Here is a 15,103-nt window from a genome sequence, read left to right on the forward strand (position 1 = left end):
AATGGAGATGTGCGATCCTGAAACCGGCTTGGTGCACGCATTCAGAACAGCGGCTTCACGCCTCATGTAGGTCGTTAGAACTACGATGGCCGACATCCAAAAGCGGACCTTGCCTGGGAATTGTCCGAGCGTAGCTGCCTATTTTCGGCGACTGGGTTCGAATCCCACTCCCTCCGCCAAGTCAATCCCTGAAACGCTAGATAATCATGGGGGTTGGCGATTTTCGGTTAGTGACCAACTAACCAACCTACTAACCACAGATTCTGGTGAAACGAAATTTCGGGGGCAAGCGTATGGCTTAGCTCAGTCTGGTAGAGCAGTAGTTTTGTAAACTATTGATCGGGGCTTCGAGTCCCTCAGGCGGCACCATCCCACCCAACGGTATGCACACCCGAATGTTGCGACCGGAGTCACAAACCCGACTTTCAATCTTTAGATGGACAACGCCACAAACACATTCCCACCCACCATTGAGTTGGCAACGATTTTGGTTCCACCGACTGCAAGACCGTTTCGGTCGCCTTTCACTCTTAAGCCGATTGGCTCCAGATCAACCGAAGTGACTTCTGCCTCGCGATCGGATCGGGATGTGACCACCAATACGGGTCTTCCATCTGCTATGACCTGCGTGGTAGTGCCGCCCACATTCACGCGGAATTTCGGATGCCGGGACCTATTGCCTTCGACTACGTAGGACCACACCTTGCGTGTGATATCGGTCGGAGCCAAAAGCCATACCGTTGGAAACATGCCGCTTCCGATCAGAAGCGGATGGTGTCCGCTAATCTCAATGACATATTTCACGCCGTCGAGACGGTTGCCGCAAAAATTCAGCACCCGATAGGGGTGGTAGCCCGTTGGGATTTCCTCGTCTTCCATGTCAATGAATGTCCCTTTGGGTATCTAGATGCCGACTTCCTGATCACTTAGAAGATGATCAGAAATCTTCTTTTTCAGTTTGTTTCGCTGCCTATTTAGGAACCGCCCAATTGCCACAAACACCAATATCAAAAATATACCAACTCCAAAACCAATAAAATCACCAAGAGATACTTGAGTTTTGTTCACAAATTTTTGCGCCAACTCAACGATCGACTTCAGAAATATGCCAATTGAAGCGCCTATCCCTACTTGGGATACATTTATTCCATTTATGATTTGCCATTGTATGGCTGTAAGAGCCCAGAAATTGGCTGCATACTGAAGCGTGGGCGTAAATAGCTCGTCTTTGCTGAAGGTCTTCGGCTGATCCATTTGTTCGGCCGATCTCCTATGAGAATGATCCACTCGCATCCTATAACATCGTGGTCAAAATTGACAAAGGAACACGTTGAGAATCACTTGCGGGACGTGCGCGCACGGCAATCACCACATAACACGACTGCTGTCCTACTCAAAGTCGCGAGTAGACTGTTGCGCGGCACACGCTGGACGGTGTTGAATATTCCGGTTGCGGCAATCTGGTTTCGTCGCTCACGATGTCTTCGTGATCCTGAAAGCGCATCGAGCCGCTGCTGAAGGTGGCCATTGAGCACGATCATTTCCTTTAGCGGGTGTTCCGCACCAACATATTGCTGCCAATGGGCGTATTGCGGGTTGCGAATTGTGCATCAACGAATTGCACAACGCCAGTGGAGTAGAATTTACTCCGGCGCTTCCCCGCGCCGGTTGCGTTCATGTCACTATCAAATCGGTGGATTCGTTGGAAATTCGTCGTCGGTCGCAAAACCTAGCGCCTGTCTGAATGTTTGCTGCCCATCCGCGAATTGGCGCGGTGAGGCAACTCGTCACCCTCTAGTTGCAGCCGTAAGGTCCACAAGAACCACTAACTGCATTGCCGTCTGAATCAGAGCCGGAATAAAACGTTGAGTTGCCGATCCGCTGCTGCTGCATATGCCAGGTGTTCCCGTCCGCAGCAGTTCCATCAGTAATAGTGGTGTTGCCAAACGTGTTGCTGTTCTGTGACCAAGTTGACCCCGTATTGGCATTGTAGCCTGTCATGTTGGTCGTGTTGCCGAAGTGCTGCACGTTGTACGAATTTCCGTTGTCATCGGTGCATGTCTTAAATGCGTCGCTTCCAAAACACGCCGCTTGCGCGGAAACAGGAGCTAATAACAGACCGATTACGATTACCAAACTTTTCATTTCACCCTCCCAATTAGTGGACCATCATATATCGTACGGGTGCTTCATAGAAGCGTCCACAGTGATATATATACGGCGCAACGCCCCAAGGGCGGAGAACCCCTCCGCCGAAATCGTTGAATTCTAGGCGCTTTCCATCGCCACTAACCGAATCCACTAACCGCTCGACGCTAACTCGTCGTATCGCGCCGGTTTGAATGTTTGCTGCGCTATAAACTACGCGATGTCCCCGCCCAGAATGCTTCCACCACCATTGAAGGTCGGAGGTGATTGGAAATTGACGAGCCCGCGAGATTCTTCAGGGTCAAACCCAGCGCGGCGGATCGCCGCAAAGATGCGTGCTTCTACCCAATCAGCTCCTTCCTGTAGCAAGTCGAGTGAGTTTCTACCCACGAAAGGTCCGCCTCGCATTAGCAGTACCAGCTTGGCGTCGTCACCAGCCAATGCCAGTAACGACAGCCCGCCATCTCGAAATGTTCCATCAGGCTTTATCCACGTTTCATAGGCGCGCCACTGGTATTCGTGGATAATGTTGTCGCGCTCCTGCCGGAGAAATTCCCAAAATATTGAATGGTCATCTTTATTGTCTTTTATGGCTTTCCACTCGACTGCAATTTCATGCCGAAGTTCTGGAGATAGACATGACTTAGCATCGACTTGAAACAAGTCTATTGCGGTCCTTAGGAGAGCGCAGGTCCCGATCCATATGACCTTCCACTCAGACAATAGAAACGTGGCCTGTGTGATCTGGTCTCCGAGGTGATGGATGCCACTGCGGCCATCGGAGAGTGCCCGGTAAGACGAGAGGAAAAACTTCACGGGGATATAGTGGTTCGTATAGTGCGACGGGACCGTCATGTTTTCCAGAACTCCTTACCGCTAGAGCAGCCCGCCGAATGTGCATCAACACGATGCAGATCGCCAGTGGCGGAAGAACCGTTCGTCGTTCGTCGGGCAGATTCGACAATGAAATACAAAGGGTGCATGATCTATCTTGGTATCGGGGGATACTTTTATGCACTGGCGTTTGTTTTCGATCGCCGTAATTGCGGTGCTAATTTCGGGCTGCGCTGCCGATTATATAAACAACTATGACACGGTTACGCTCGCTGCCGGCGATGCAAACCGGACGAACTCGCTCCTGCAAACCGTCGATCCTTTCAATCCCAACAGCAACAACACGCACATCGAGGGTGACGGCCAACGCACCGCCGCCGTGATCCAGCAGTACAAATCGCCGGCTTCTGCCGGTGGCGGCTACTCTGGCAACTGCCCGACCGATAACAGCATGGCGGCGGACGGCTCCCATTGTGGAAAGCGGTCCGCTGAAAGCCGTCCAGGCGGTGCGATGTGATTGGCATAGACAGATCGCGCTACGACAATCGCTCTGACCAATGGCGGAAGCGCATCGGTGCGAAGCGCTCACGCGCTAGGCGATGGGCAAGCGTGCCGCTTCGCCTCGTGCTGGTGACGGTAGCCGCGGCTTCTGTCTTGGCAACGCAATTCGTCATGCACCACAGCGGCACATTATCGGAAATCAATCTGCAATACCTTATCAAGCCAAGGCCAGTAGACATTTCCGGCGTGGCGTCAGTTATCGACGGCGATACCATCGAGATCCACGGGCAGCGCGTCCGCTTCAACGGGATCGACGCACCGGAGAGCCGCCAATATTGTGACGACGCAAAGGGTTTCGAATATCCCTGCGGCCGACGTTCCGCAGAAGCGCTGGACGGCTTCCTAGCAGCATCTAAGCCGGTCCAGTGCGCATTCATCACGTGGGATCGCTACGGGCGCTTCGTTGGCGACTGCATGCGAGCTGATGGCGCCAGCGTGGCCGCATGGATGGTCGAACACGGTCAAGCGCTTGATTGGCCCAAATACAGCAATGGCGCATATGCTGCGCTACAGGCGAAAGCCGAGGCGTCAAAGGTTGGTTTGTGGGTAGGATCGTTTCAGGCCCCATGGGACTGGCGAGCGCAGCATAGCGACGACGCACAAACGCCAACTGCACCGCTTTTGGCAACCGGCAACGGCAATGCTGCCTGCAACATCAAAGGCAATATCTCGGCAGACGGCGAGCGCATTTATCATCTGCCCGGACAGAAGTTTTACAGCGTTACGAAAATCACCGAAGCCAAGGGCGAAAGGTGGTTCTGCTCGGAAGCGGAAGCCGTCGCGGCCGGTTGGCGACGGTCAAAGCGGTAAAAGATGCAGTCGGGGGAACCAATGGGTGGCGTAGAGGTCGCGTTTCTGGAGGCGATTGCGGCAGTTGTCCCGGCCGCCTTGGTATACTTTAGCGGCTGGGCATATCTATCATCATATGTGGGCGTGTTTGGCATTGACGCAACTCAGCTCGAAATCGGCGTCCCTACCGTGCTGGTGTACGCGTTCCGCCCCCTCCAATCTTGGACGCTAATTATCTTTGCTGTCATTGTGATGGCCACAGCTGCGATCGTTTATAAGTTCGGCGTGCGGAACCAACTATTCTGGTGGTCGTACATCGTCGGCATTCCAGTTGTCGCGCTTTTCGTAATTTCTTATGCTGCCAAAAATTCGGCTAACGAACTGGCTGAAAATGTCTGGCGTGGGCACAAGATTCAGGCGTTCGCAAACGTAACTTCTAGCGGCCCAACGGCTGATGAATACAAGCTATGCCAACATGATTTGCGAATGCACCAGATCATTGGATTGCCAAATCGTCTTTTCCTGCTTTGCAGAAGCGCGCAAACGCCGTGCGATCGCGGAGTAATGTACGTCGTCAATGACGACGGTCGTATAGTATACACTGCCAACGAAATTCGGAGGGACGTCAATGGGCGCCAAATTTGCTATAATTAGCTCCATTCTTGTCATACTATCATCGCAATTGGTGATGGCCGAAGAACCCGTGCAGGTTGCCAAAAAGAAAGTCACAAAGATTGTCGCCGGAGACGGCCCATTTGAAATAGTCAATGATGCAACTCTCTTCGGCTACGTGACCGAAGTCAAAGGGTCTAATGCTACTTTCCTGCCTTGTTACGGCAAGAAATTTGACGTGGATATCAGCAAGCTTCAGAGAACTAAGCACGACTGCAGCGTGGCGCCCCCGCCCGATCAGACGCCGTTCGGCGTCAACTGCCAAATCGCCGACGAAACTTGGGGGATGTTTGCACCGATATTGGCCGGCGAAAAGGTCGTTCCCGTCGGGTCGACATATGAGGCTGGCAAGGACGACGTGCAGTTGTCGGACCAAGTCATGGCTGCGATAGGCGGGGTGACGCAAATCCGAAATTGCAACCAATCAATCGTCGGTACCGACAAGGACGGTGTGGCAGTGATTCAGATATTTCTCACGCCGGACAAACTCAACGTACCCGACGCCAAGTAGTCCGAAATCACCCCTGCCAATACCCCTAGCCGCAACCGCCTTGGCTGCGGGGGTCGTTGAGCGTTTGCATCCATTGGGAATTCGTCCGCCGCTCGCCGGGTAAGCGTCTGTTCGGGTATCTGCTGCTCGTGACCCTGCCTTTCCCTTTGGCGGACAACACCTCCGCCACAGGCATTGATTTCTAATCCCTTCCCAGAGCAACCAACCTTTTCCGCTAACCATCTGGCCTTTTTGTCATTGGAGTTGGACCAGCCTCATAGTGTCTTCGCCGTGCAGCTCTGCTAGGCTGCGCCCGGCAATGCGCGGTCTACAAAACTGTTGTCCGCAGGCCGAGCCAGCCGGTTCGAGACGATCCGGGATGCGCATAAGGCTTCGCTTCCAAGCTTCGCCGAATTCATCGTCTTTCATGCCGAAGAGCAACGCCGTGGACAGGCGAAACTGCCGAATGGTCAAATGTGGAAGTTTCGAACGATACCAAGAGATCACCGCAAACACGTCTTTGTCGCAAAGTTCGAGAGTGCCGCGAATGTCGTCATAATGGGATTGGTCGCTGTAACTGCCGTGCATTCCAAGCTTTCCGGCTACGGGTGCGATCATGTGGTTAGTGCGTTCGTAAATGCACCTAATGCGCCCACTCTCTAGCTCAACGATGCAGTCCATTGGGATCACGTGAGCCGATATGGTGTTGGGGAACGATTTGGTTCCGATGTTCATTGTTGTTGCCCTACTCATCAAAATCGACGGCTGCAATGATTGGACTATCGCCTTCAAAATCGCCGAAGACGATTGCCAACCTCCCATTTGTAAAAGGTTCGCTTCCGGCTAAATTGCGCTGCTCACGGGTGCTCAGATTTTGAAGCTTGATCACCTTTCCGTCCAAGCATTCGGCTTCGATCTTTGCGTTGTTGAAATAGGCTATGCGCATCGTCATGTTTCCTTGTGCGGGTTAAATCGAATACCGAGTGACGCTGTAACGCCGGTTCCTAGACCATCGTGCAATGTCGTCGGTCCTGATCACCAACATTTTCCCGTATCGGATCGGGATCGGAAACGAATTGAACGACTGCATGTAATAGAGCCTGCTCATGTCCCATTCGAAGATGGATGCCGCAAAGGTTTCATCAACGAATTCGCAGGACGGGATTGCCATCGTCTCATTTTGCGTTGCTGCCATGGTTGCCTAGCCATTGATCATCCGACGATAGACTTCGGACGCTTCTTCATCCGATACATTTTTGGGAAGCGTAGTTGTCTGCTTGTCGTCGCTGGCGTCCTTGTGAATGGCATCCAAATTCCGGGCCTTTTCGATCGATGTCATGAGTTGGCGCAATTCCGCTGAATTGATCTCACCTTGGGAATACGCTTCGATCGGATCGCCGTTTGGGATCATGGCCGGTATGCCACCCATAGGAACGAGCATCTTGACCAGCACTGAGAGCAATTGCGCAATCGGGTTCTTCCTATTCGGAAAACCAATTGGCCAGAACGGACAGCGCGCATGGTGATTATCCTGCCCCTAGATGCGATAAAGACGGCTGCGATCAGCACAACGCGCCCTCATCTGCCAGCCAATTTTGAGGTCAGACTTGTCCTGCCTCGTCCAAGCCGCTGAAGAGGTTTCCATGATTGGCAGAAATGAGAGCAGGAGGACGAAATTGGATCGGCTGGCTTCCTCAATACCAAAGCATGAGTTCGAGTTTTTGATGAAACTAGGCAAAATGACACGACTGGAAACGTTGGAACTGATCGAAAAGCATGACGGCGACCGAACTGACATTTATGCCGATCTGGCGCGCAATACCGCTCGCCGAAGGTAAAGTTGAACAAACAACAATACCCTGCATCAAAGGCGACCGGACGAATATCCAGACCGTGCCATCGACTGCCAGGAGGCGATGGAGCCCGGCTTTCAAGCTATCGTCGACTGCATGCTGGAAGCCGCATGGTCGCGTGGTGAAACTCTGCGGTCACTTAAGCGGCTGATCGCGGCCGACAACATGACCCAGAAGGAGAACGCCAGGACGGAAACACAGCTTGCCATTGCTCGGGCCATGATGCGCGCAGGCAAGCCCTTTTAGGGACATCCGGTTTCCTAGGCAGTATGCAGTATCCATCCTAATAGAACGAACAGAGCCGCACCGAACGCTACCAGCGTATAGATTGCAAGGAGCAAAAGAACGGGGAAAATGTCACTGCGGTAGGCTGCCACGATCACACGGAGTAGAGGGTCGGCAATTTCATTGTCTTCTTTGTTTGCTCCAACTCCGCGGCTCGGAATTTTCTTCGCTTCTATCACCTCTTCTGGCTCTGATTTCGCAGTCGTCGTGGCGTTATGAGCCGCCTTTAAAAGCCTGTTGGAGATATGGGTTGCCACCAACGGATCATCAGATAGATAGTCCTGTGAGACCGGTTCGGTGAAGATTTGAACGCCCCGTGTGCGCATAGGCTACTAAGCGTCCTTTCCTGATTTTAGTTCCCTCTAATGTGTCAACTTAGCATCGGGCGTGCATTTCGGGCGTAAGATCTTTCCGTTTTGGGGGTTGGGACTTTGGTCCGATCGACGTACGACTGAAGTCCGCGCACAGGAACCATGCGGTCGGCCGAAAGTTCGGATAGCCGGCCGACAGACGATAGTGCTGTCGCCAGAAACAAAGAGGAGAAAAGTATGAGAATGCACCTAACCAGTGCCGCGGCGGCGCTTGTCCTGTTTGCTGGCGTAGGCGCAGCGGCGGCCGAGGATGTTGTCATCACACCTGAGCAGGACACCGTCGTGCGCGAATACGTGAAGAAGCAGCCGCTGGCTTCAATCAAGATTCCGGGAGTGGAACTCAACGTTGGTACAGCTCTGCCGGACACGGTCGAACTCCACGAGGTACCGAACGTCAAATATCGCTATGTGGTGGTCGACAAACACACAGTTCTGGTCGACCCGGGTACTCGCAAAATTGTGAAGGTCTATGACTGACCTGTGCCTTGCTCCGCCGCTTTGGCGGCGGAGCTGGACGGCGGCGGCCGGACCCGTGGCGACGACTTGATCGCTTCCTCTCCTCCCCGCCTTGCCAACAGCTTAATTCGACTATGCCGGCGAGAACTCCTTTCGCCCGGCAAGCGGCTAAGCGCAATCGGCCTATTTGTAGCTCGCAAAATCATTTGGCACCTCCGCGCAACTTCATTTGGCACCTCCGCGCAACTTCATTTGGCACCAGTTAGCGGCTCGGAATGCGCTCCGACCGTCAAGTGATTTGATTTGCAAACGGTCCCAGCAGGAGCGGTTTAAAAGTGGACGTTTCCACCTTGCTTTCTTTGGAGGCTGTGATGGGCAACGGGACCCCTAACGGCAAGCTCCAGCGTTGCGTTGAAGTGCTGGAAGTCTGCGGAGAATGGTTCGTCCGCGTGGTCGATGGTGATGAAGAACTTAGCCGATCGTTCGAATTGGAGTCGTTCGCCTTAGCCTTCGCAGAAGGCCAGCGAATACGTCTCGGGCTTGCTGATTTCGATCGGCTATAGCGCCGAAGGGTTTCGAGGCGCATAGTTGCCGAATGAGACGGCCCGACCCCTTACCAGAAAACGACAACGGCACCGCAGAAGATCACCGTGGCCGCAACCATCGCCCTGCACAAGGCGGTTAAAGGGCTGGATGATCCAGCGAAGGTGGTTGCGGAAATCGTAGCGGCGCCGCCCAGGCCTAAAATCATCTGAATTGCGGTTCCGGCGATTCCATTCGGGCAGAACCTCAGTTTGAACCTTGGTGAGCCATTGTAGCTGCATCGAACCGTTGCCATATTTAAATTGTCGTCCTCCCCGTCGGGCATTAGGACGCTTGGAAGTCAACTTAGGTGCTTTCGCCCAACAGGGACGAAAGCCATGTCGGGTTATTCCTGCCCCAGAGCTATGCCCAGCGTTGCCCAGCCCGGTCGCTAGATCGCGACGATCTGGCCCTTTGCCAAGAGATTTATGACCAAGTTTCAGAGGAAGCAGCCTTGGTCGGCAATCAAGTTGATGCAATCTCTCTAGCCTCAGTGATCGTGAACGCATTTCACGGCCTTGATGCGCCGGATCACACCCACTTGCTCATCATTGTACGGATGCATCGTATCGAATTCACGAGGTGACTGAGAGATCTCCGGAACGGGAGGACTATGCCCCCCTCGGCTCCGGATCGGATGTAAGGCCTATTCGGGCACGCCGGGACTGTAATGCACAATCGCATCGAGGATGGTGCGGTAGAGGCTATGGACCTCTTCGTCGATCTCGCTGCGCTTGATGCCGAGCGCCTTGGCGTCGGCGATTAGCTTGTGCGTGAGCTCGTCGACGGAGATGACATCCGCCTTCGTCGTCTCAGGCACGTTGTTGGCCAGCCATTGGTCGAGGAAGTTGATTCCGCGTGTGCTCACGACGCGATAAGCTCGCCCGCTGGGTTAAGTTCCCTTTCGGGCTGGCTTCTTCGCGGCTACTCGACGCCGCTTGACCGGAGCCGAATTATCGTCGGGTGGTTCCGCCAGAAGGCGCTGTGCTCGCAGCCGCTCCGTCTTGGCAATTCTGGCTACCCGCTCGGCCTCAATCACCAGCTTCGCCTCTCGATCGGCACGCTCGATGCGTTCATTGTTGATTTGTCGTCGGGTCAAGATAGCCCTCCCTCGGCCAACTGACCCGCGAAATGACCGCTCGCTAAAATGGTTCCTTCGTCAGTCGTCAGCGGGGAGTTTCGTGGCCTCGCCGACCGCTCTGTTCTCGCACATTCTGGACTCATCGCTTTCTAGCGACCACTACGAAATTCTGAGCATAGCGTGCCGGCACACCAGCTCTCCTGCACATCGCCTCAACAGGCCCGACCAACATTTCGCAAAGCCTTGGTAGCAGCCACCCAGGGCGCGGCAAGAAACCATAACCGATGACCTGTTCGACGACGAACCCGTTGGAGGCGAGCATCTGACGATATTGTGTGGATGCTCATCGTACTGCGCACGACGCGCCCCCGACATCGGTTGACAAAGCGGCAGACCAGCCCCGCAGGCGAGGTTGCATTCATGTGGATGTTCGAAACCAGCAACCCACCATCGTTCAAGTGCTCATAAATGGCCGCCAGCGCGTCCCGCCTGAGAGTGTCTTCAGCGTTCAGGAAGAACCGAAAAGCTGTGACCACGTCGAAACTTCTGGAAAGGGGGGCAACCGTCAGATCGGCTTCCACCAGTTGGACGTTGCCCGGAACCCGCGCGCAAGCGAGCATGGATTTAGAGACGTCGACGCCAACCACCTCACCAAACAATGGGCCTGCAACAGTTGTGACGCGGCCTGTGCCGCAGGCGAAGTCAAGGCAGCTGCGACCCGGCCCGCCAAGAGGCCTAAGAATGTTTTCAACCAGGGAGCGTTCGATACGCAACCACAAGGCAGCATAGTAGCCGGAACGGTAGGTTTTCGTGTAGTCGGCGCCGTAGCCTGGAGTCTGATGGCTCGATCGGTAATCGCTATAAGCGCTGGCCTCGAATGACCGCCTTGTCACCACATCGCCACCAGCATCCCCCATCACAAAAGCCTCCATTCTGGGGTTGCTAATAGATGTCACCAGCCCTGCTTTATCCTCGTGCATTCGCATGACGCAGATCTCACAAACATGTAGGGAATGAGCAGAAATCCGACTGTGTCGGGAGGCGGCGGGGCAATTCAGGTCGCCCATCCTTGCCCATTCACTCCTCCCGGAAATCCTGCAGTGAGGCGTGCCGCAGATCCTCTTCGCCGCGCAAGTGCTTCACGCGGCCGATGATGCCCGGCTTCACCCATTGTGTCGCCGGCCGCTTCATCCCCTTTGGTGGCGCTCCTGCATGCTGCTGAACGCGTTCCCAAAGGCGTTCGCGCATCTCGCGATTCAAGGTGATGAAGGCGCTCCCGACATATCGCCCAGTGCCACGCTCGGCCATTCCTGGTGCCGCCATCATCGATGATCAGCTGCGATCGGTAGCCGTCGAACTTCACCTCGTGAATCCAAGCGTCGCCCTCGGGAGGCTTCTCAACAAGGGTCGGCACTAGGGGGGGGGGTACGAACTTCAAACGCATGCACAAGACTCGCAAACAGCGATTCAATTAGCATGCGCTTAATTAGTTTCGGAAGATTTTAACAGTTCGTTGACCGCGCTGTCATAATTTGGAACAGCGCGGTCAAACCCCAAACCCGGGCTGCGCGGGCGGCTCCGGCATCCAAGCACCCCCGCCCAGTGTCGGAGCCGCTACCACACCATTCAAATATCAGAAATGGTTGAATTAAATGTTACCCAATGTGCTTTCCAGTGCGCTTTCCTAGTCGTTAGACTTTGATCGAACAGGGGATTCACATCGAATCCGGTTCGATCTAGAATCGAGGCATGGACACGATCTTCGATGACCTATCCCGAGCCCTCACAGCGCCTCGTGTTGACGCTTTGAGGCCATTCCGCGCCATTGCCTTGGATCTCGCCGCCAAGCTGCTCATGGGCGTTGCTATCGGCCTTGGCGTAGGCATTGGAATGGCGATCGCGGGCTGAACGTCTCGTTCGCCGGAACCACGCGCTGGTTCCGTTGGGTCAGCGAAGGATACCCGACATGGTTGACGATTTGGGCAGGCTGCCTGAGACAGTGGGCGGCGTTGTCGCGCGTCGCCTGGTGCAAGCAACCGGTATGACCGAAGCCCAAGCCAGCGACCTTGTCGCCTTGCTGGGGCCGCACAATTGGGCCTCTCTTTATAGAGAAGCACGGATACTCAAAAAGCCCTAGAGCGTTCGATCTTATCCAGCCCTAGCCGCATCCGCTGGCCTTCCGCATAGGCTAGGGCGTAGGATTCTATCTCGAAAGTCAGGGTCTTGTTTTGATTGCCGTCGACGACGCGAACGTGCCATTCGCCGCAGGCTTCGACCACTTCAACGCAAGGGTGGACCTTGCCATTCGTCTCGCCGTCCATCGCCGTTGCCTCGTAGCAATGGGGAACCAAGCAAATTTTATAGATCTGCCCCAGTCGGTGTTTCAAGCGGATTCGGTTGTACGTTCACATACCAATTTGTAAGGCCCGCTAGGCATCCATCAGCCGGCGATCAGATAAATCGTTGCCGGGTCAGGCGACAGGGCGTCGTATACAGCCTGTGTCAGTTTGGCGACGCGCTAGACGCCCGCCTTCGCCATCATCTCCACAAGGAAACGCGACTCTATCAGCATACGCTAATTTTCCCGGAACATTTTACACGAATTGAAAGTTCTAGCAGGCGTCGAAAATCAGGACGACTTTTAGGAGGGGTCAATCGAATGGTTACGCCACAACAAATCCGCAGTGCGCGCACGCTGTTAGGGTGGACACAAAAGGAACTGTCAGAGGCTGCGGGAGTCTCGGTCACTTGCGTGGCGAATCTTGACCGTGGAGCAACAACCGGCCCTCACGGAAGGACCGTTTCCGCACTTCAGCAGGCGCTTGAGGCGGGCGGCGTAGAGTTTATTGGCGAAACGACGATCATTGGACGGGGCGTTAGGCTTCGAACTTGACCACGCAAAGCACCAGTACGAAACCAGCGAAAGCGCGAGGGCGAGCCAGGCGGCCATTTCAGCCGACGATCAGATACAGGGTTGCAGGCTCGGGAGGTGACAGAGCGTCGTATTCGGCCTGGCTCATCACCCGTGCGCGCTCGAAAGCCGAGTCCACCGCGCGGGGAAATCGGCAGGCGTGATGTCGTGGCCGATGATGCCGGACTGGTTGTCGTTTAGCCATTGATCTAGGAAGTTTAAGCCGCGCGTGCTCATTGAGCACATAAGCTGGAGCTAACGGTTAAGTTCCAGCATCCGGGTTTCCGACGGCGGCTTCGTCGACTTCGGCTTCCATGTCGGAGCGGATCACCTTTGGCTTTTCAGTTCCGATCAGAGGGGCGCCGTCGAAACCTTGCAGCCAAGCGTCCGAGAGTTCCCGCCAGTACTCTGGCACGACCCGTTCCCTGCTGTCCTTTCGAGCCTGTGAGCCATACATCCATGCGTAGGTGATGCGCTCCTGGTCCTTTTTGGGAACGGCCATGTTAACCCCAGCGGCTGCTGTAGTACCTTCGTCCAGATCGATTTTGAATTGCTTCGAGGATGACCTGGAAAACGCTGCCGACCTCTTCCGAGATATCCCGTCGAGAAAGCCCCTGCTTTTCAGCAGCGGTCATCACTTGGTCGGCAAAATCCGTGATGACGGCAGGATCGTCGGTGAAGGCGTCCGGGAGATGCTCCGCCATCCAATCGTTGAGAAAATCCATGCCACGTCTGCTCATCTGCGATAAGTCCGATTTACGGCAATGGTTCCAGCTCCGCACAGTCGGAAGCTTCAGATGCGTCGGGTACTACGCGATTGTGCGCATAGGCTAAGAGCAGAAGCTCTCCATCTTTGCGAGATACCTGAAAAGCCGGCAACAGCCTCACGGCGGCAGGGCGCCAGAACGCCGACCCCACCGGCTAATTCCCGCGGCATGACAAAGCTATCAGACCTTGGGCCGCCGATCCCGGGCAGGCGCGACGGCACCGAGCTACGGGAAGAGGACAATTTCTACCCCTGTCCGAACTGCCGTCAGATGGTCGACCAGCGCGATTTGCGCCAGGTAATTTACCACGAGCACCCAGCGCACGAGCCGCTGGAGCCCGAGGATAGCGCCAAGATCATTATGTTCCCGGGCGTCCGAAAATAACAACAGTGTGCGGGCTCGAAATCATTAGTTCCGCAACCAACCAGAAACCGACAGCCATGAAAAGCAGGACCACCAAGCCGACAAGAAACAGTCTCATTAGCCAAGGTACCACGCTTAAAACGAAAAGTCCGCCTTACGCCCGCGTGTCACCGTCGGCGCCCTGTAGGGAGCTTCTCACCTTTGGCGAGGCTATCTAACACGACCACGATAGCCTTCGCCGCTTCTGATTTGCAGGAATAGTAGCGTCGAACTCCATCTGCGCGCGGTTCCACGATGCCTTCCTTGGTTAGAAGCGCGAAGTGCTGTGATAAGGCCGATTGGGAATGACCAATCAGAGCGGCCAACTCCCCAACCGTTTTTTCACCGCCTATCAAGTGGACGACTGCCAAGAAACGGTAGCGATTACCGAGAACCGCAAGCCACCGTGCCAATTTAGCCGCCTGGTTGCGGAAGCTGAGGGGTTTGGCTGGTTTGCGCCGCAATGCAGGATTGGCCTTAATTTCTGCGAGCCGCTGTTTGACATAAGATTCCATCGTCAGCCTTATGGACTGCGCTACCGGAAAGCCCGCCACTGCGTCGGCAGTGACGGGCTCTTGTTGCCGCTCGGTCCGAGGGGCGTCCGAGCGGATGATGAACCTCGTGAGGACTAATTGGTTCCAGACAGTTGGTGAGCAATAGCGCCGTTGCCAGAATTGCGAGCCATCATTCGGTCTGCCGATGCCCCAGCCGATCACTGCCAGCAAAAGGCCGCCTAAAAGCATCCCAGACAGGCATCGCTACAGCTCGCCCTCTGATTGGTGATGTTCTTCATCTTCATGGGCAGTGGCCCGCGACATCTCGGGATGCGCGGGCCGACCATGGTTTCCCTTGGACAAGCGACCGCGCCGCTGAAACGCCGGCCGCCGCATGCACCAACAAT

General features: G+C 55.0%; 25 protein-coding genes and 1 pseudogene. 9 read left to right on the forward strand and 17 right to left on the reverse strand.

Annotation, left to right across the window (positions count from 1 at the left end):
• Positions 1 to 432: 432 nt before the first annotated feature.
• The 4 genes from JG746_RS33255 to JG746_RS33270 all read right to left on the reverse strand — a co-directional run bounded on the left by JG746_RS33255 (position 433) and on the right by JG746_RS33270 (position 2,811).
• Entirely contained in the window at positions 433 to 879 is a 447-nt protein-coding gene (locus JG746_RS33255; protein WP_202356175.1) for a hypothetical protein, read from the reverse strand.
• 24 nt (positions 880 to 903) lie between these two features.
• Entirely contained in the window at positions 904 to 1,254 is a 351-nt protein-coding gene (locus tag JG746_RS33260; RefSeq protein WP_202356176.1) for a hypothetical protein, read from the reverse strand.
• A gap of 540 nt (positions 1,255 to 1,794) precedes the next feature.
• Positions 1,795 to 2,145 carry a hypothetical protein gene (locus tag JG746_RS33265; RefSeq protein WP_202356177.1) on the reverse strand — a complete coding sequence of 117 codons (351 nt, stop codon included), beginning with the start codon at positions 2,143 to 2,145 and terminating at the stop codon, positions 1,795 to 1,797.
• A gap of 216 nt (positions 2,146 to 2,361) precedes the next feature.
• Positions 2,362 to 2,811: a hypothetical protein gene (locus tag JG746_RS33270; RefSeq protein ID WP_202356178.1), complete on the reverse strand. Its 450-nt coding sequence runs from the start codon at positions 2,809 to 2,811 to the stop codon at positions 2,362 to 2,364.
• A gap of 349 nt (positions 2,812 to 3,160) precedes the next feature.
• On the opposite strand from JG746_RS33270, the gene JG746_RS33275 reads away from it, so the two are divergent.
• From JG746_RS33275 to JG746_RS33290, 4 genes are all read left to right on the forward strand, one after another.
• Complete coding sequence (locus tag JG746_RS33275) at positions 3,161 to 3,499, forward strand: hypothetical protein (protein WP_202356179.1); 339 nt, start codon at positions 3,161 to 3,163, stop codon at positions 3,497 to 3,499.
• A 92-nt stretch (positions 3,500 to 3,591) separates the two neighbouring features.
• Complete coding sequence (locus JG746_RS33280) at positions 3,592 to 4,353, forward strand: thermonuclease family protein (protein ID WP_244730606.1); 762 nt, start codon at positions 3,592 to 3,594, stop codon at positions 4,351 to 4,353.
• A gap of 21 nt (positions 4,354 to 4,374) precedes the next feature.
• Complete coding sequence (locus JG746_RS33285; RefSeq protein WP_202356180.1) at positions 4,375 to 4,986, forward strand: hypothetical protein; 612 nt, start codon at positions 4,375 to 4,377, stop codon at positions 4,984 to 4,986.
• Positions 4,961 to 5,515 (forward strand): hypothetical protein, encoded by a 555-nt coding sequence (locus tag JG746_RS33290; protein ID WP_202356181.1) that lies wholly within the window; start codon positions 4,961 to 4,963, stop codon positions 5,513 to 5,515. Before JG746_RS33285 ends, JG746_RS33290 begins: the two co-directional genes overlap by 26 nt.
• 234 nt (positions 5,516 to 5,749) lie before the next feature.
• On the opposite strand, the gene JG746_RS33295 is transcribed toward JG746_RS33290, so the two are convergent.
• From JG746_RS33295 to JG746_RS33305, 3 genes are all read right to left on the reverse strand, one after another.
• Positions 5,750 to 6,229, reverse strand: coding sequence for a hypothetical protein (locus tag JG746_RS33295; RefSeq protein WP_202356182.1), 480 nt, complete (start codon positions 6,227 to 6,229; stop codon positions 5,750 to 5,752).
• 10 nt (positions 6,230 to 6,239) lie between these two features.
• The gene (locus tag JG746_RS33300; protein ID WP_202356183.1) at positions 6,240 to 6,440 is read right to left on the reverse strand and encodes a hypothetical protein; all 201 of its coding nucleotides are present in this window, start codon (positions 6,438 to 6,440) and stop codon (positions 6,240 to 6,242) included.
• Between the two features lie 255 nt (positions 6,441 to 6,695).
• Positions 6,696 to 6,947, reverse strand: coding sequence for a hypothetical protein (locus JG746_RS33305; protein WP_202356184.1), 252 nt, complete (start codon positions 6,945 to 6,947; stop codon positions 6,696 to 6,698).
• Positions 6,948 to 7,353: 406 nt separating this feature from the next.
• On the opposite strand from JG746_RS33305, the gene JG746_RS33310 reads away from it, so the two are divergent.
• A complete protein-coding gene (locus JG746_RS33310; RefSeq protein WP_202359546.1) occupies positions 7,354 to 7,593 on the forward strand; it encodes a hypothetical protein in 240 nt (79 codons plus the stop codon).
• A 14-nt stretch (positions 7,594 to 7,607) separates the two neighbouring features.
• On the opposite strand, the gene JG746_RS33315 is transcribed toward JG746_RS33310, so the two are convergent.
• The gene (locus tag JG746_RS33315; protein WP_202356185.1) at positions 7,608 to 7,958 is read right to left on the reverse strand and encodes a hypothetical protein; all 351 of its coding nucleotides are present in this window, start codon (positions 7,956 to 7,958) and stop codon (positions 7,608 to 7,610) included.
• A 222-nt stretch (positions 7,959 to 8,180) separates the two neighbouring features.
• Here JG746_RS33315 and JG746_RS33320 point away from each other — a divergent pair, with 222 nt between their 5' ends.
• Both JG746_RS33320 and JG746_RS33325 read left to right on the forward strand, forming a co-directional pair.
• Complete coding sequence (locus JG746_RS33320) at positions 8,181 to 8,480, forward strand: DUF1236 domain-containing protein (RefSeq protein WP_202356186.1); 300 nt, start codon at positions 8,181 to 8,183, stop codon at positions 8,478 to 8,480.
• Positions 8,481 to 8,794: 314 nt separating this feature from the next.
• Entirely contained in the window at positions 8,795 to 9,022 is a 228-nt protein-coding gene (locus tag JG746_RS33325; RefSeq protein WP_446721131.1) for a hypothetical protein, read from the forward strand.
• A gap of 665 nt (positions 9,023 to 9,687) precedes the next feature.
• On the opposite strand, the gene JG746_RS33330 is transcribed toward JG746_RS33325, so the two are convergent.
• The 3 genes from JG746_RS33330 to JG746_RS37925 all read right to left on the reverse strand — a co-directional run bounded on the left by JG746_RS33330 (position 9,688) and on the right by JG746_RS37925 (position 11,430).
• A complete protein-coding gene (locus tag JG746_RS33330; protein WP_202356187.1) occupies positions 9,688 to 9,909 on the reverse strand; it encodes a DUF768 domain-containing protein in 222 nt (73 codons plus the stop codon).
• 425 nt (positions 9,910 to 10,334) lie between these two features.
• Positions 10,335 to 11,108, reverse strand: a complete 774-nt coding sequence (locus tag JG746_RS33335) for a class I SAM-dependent DNA methyltransferase (RefSeq protein WP_244730610.1) — start codon at positions 11,106 to 11,108, stop codon at positions 10,335 to 10,337.
• A 91-nt stretch (positions 11,109 to 11,199) separates the two neighbouring features.
• Positions 11,200 to 11,430, reverse strand: a complete 231-nt coding sequence (locus JG746_RS37925) for a hypothetical protein (RefSeq protein WP_446721133.1) — start codon at positions 11,428 to 11,430, stop codon at positions 11,200 to 11,202.
• Between the two features lie 441 nt (positions 11,431 to 11,871).
• Here JG746_RS37925 and JG746_RS33345 point away from each other — a divergent pair, with 441 nt between their 5' ends.
• Complete coding sequence (locus JG746_RS33345) at positions 11,872 to 12,030, forward strand: hypothetical protein (RefSeq protein WP_202356188.1); 159 nt, start codon at positions 11,872 to 11,874, stop codon at positions 12,028 to 12,030.
• 215 nt (positions 12,031 to 12,245) lie between these two features.
• Here JG746_RS33345 and JG746_RS33350 read toward each other — a convergent pair whose 3' ends face one another.
• Complete coding sequence (locus JG746_RS33350; protein WP_202356189.1) at positions 12,246 to 12,443, reverse strand: hypothetical protein; 198 nt, start codon at positions 12,441 to 12,443, stop codon at positions 12,246 to 12,248.
• A 119-nt stretch (positions 12,444 to 12,562) separates the two neighbouring features.
• Positions 12,563 to 12,631 (reverse strand): annotated as a pseudogene (locus JG746_RS37930) (phage upper tail fiber protein); the annotation flags it as partial.
• A 150-nt stretch (positions 12,632 to 12,781) separates the two neighbouring features.
• Between JG746_RS37930 and JG746_RS33355 the strand changes: the two are divergent.
• Complete coding sequence (locus tag JG746_RS33355) at positions 12,782 to 13,015, forward strand: helix-turn-helix domain-containing protein (RefSeq protein WP_202356190.1); 234 nt, start codon at positions 12,782 to 12,784, stop codon at positions 13,013 to 13,015.
• A 58-nt stretch (positions 13,016 to 13,073) separates the two neighbouring features.
• Here JG746_RS33355 and JG746_RS37935 read toward each other — a convergent pair whose 3' ends face one another.
• From JG746_RS37935 to JG746_RS33375, 4 genes are all read right to left on the reverse strand, one after another.
• Positions 13,074 to 13,238, reverse strand: a complete 165-nt coding sequence (locus JG746_RS37935) for a phage upper tail fiber protein (protein ID WP_446721134.1) — start codon at positions 13,236 to 13,238, stop codon at positions 13,074 to 13,076.
• A gap of 57 nt (positions 13,239 to 13,295) precedes the next feature.
• On the reverse strand, positions 13,296 to 13,535 hold the full coding sequence (locus JG746_RS33365; protein WP_202356192.1) for a hypothetical protein: 240 nt from the start codon (positions 13,533 to 13,535) through the stop codon (positions 13,296 to 13,298).
• A 1-nt stretch (position 13,536) separates the two neighbouring features.
• The gene (locus tag JG746_RS33370; protein WP_244730612.1) at positions 13,537 to 13,758 is read right to left on the reverse strand and encodes a hypothetical protein; all 222 of its coding nucleotides are present in this window, start codon (positions 13,756 to 13,758) and stop codon (positions 13,537 to 13,539) included.
• Between the two features lie 572 nt (positions 13,759 to 14,330).
• Complete coding sequence (locus JG746_RS33375) at positions 14,331 to 14,918, reverse strand: ArsR/SmtB family transcription factor (protein WP_244730958.1); 588 nt, start codon at positions 14,916 to 14,918, stop codon at positions 14,331 to 14,333.
• Positions 14,919 to 15,103: the final 185 nt, after the last annotated feature.

It is taken from the genome of Mesorhizobium sp. 113-3-3 (genome assembly GCF_016756495.1).
In the GTDB taxonomy this organism is placed as follows: Bacteria; Pseudomonadota; Alphaproteobacteria; order Rhizobiales; family Rhizobiaceae; genus Mesorhizobium.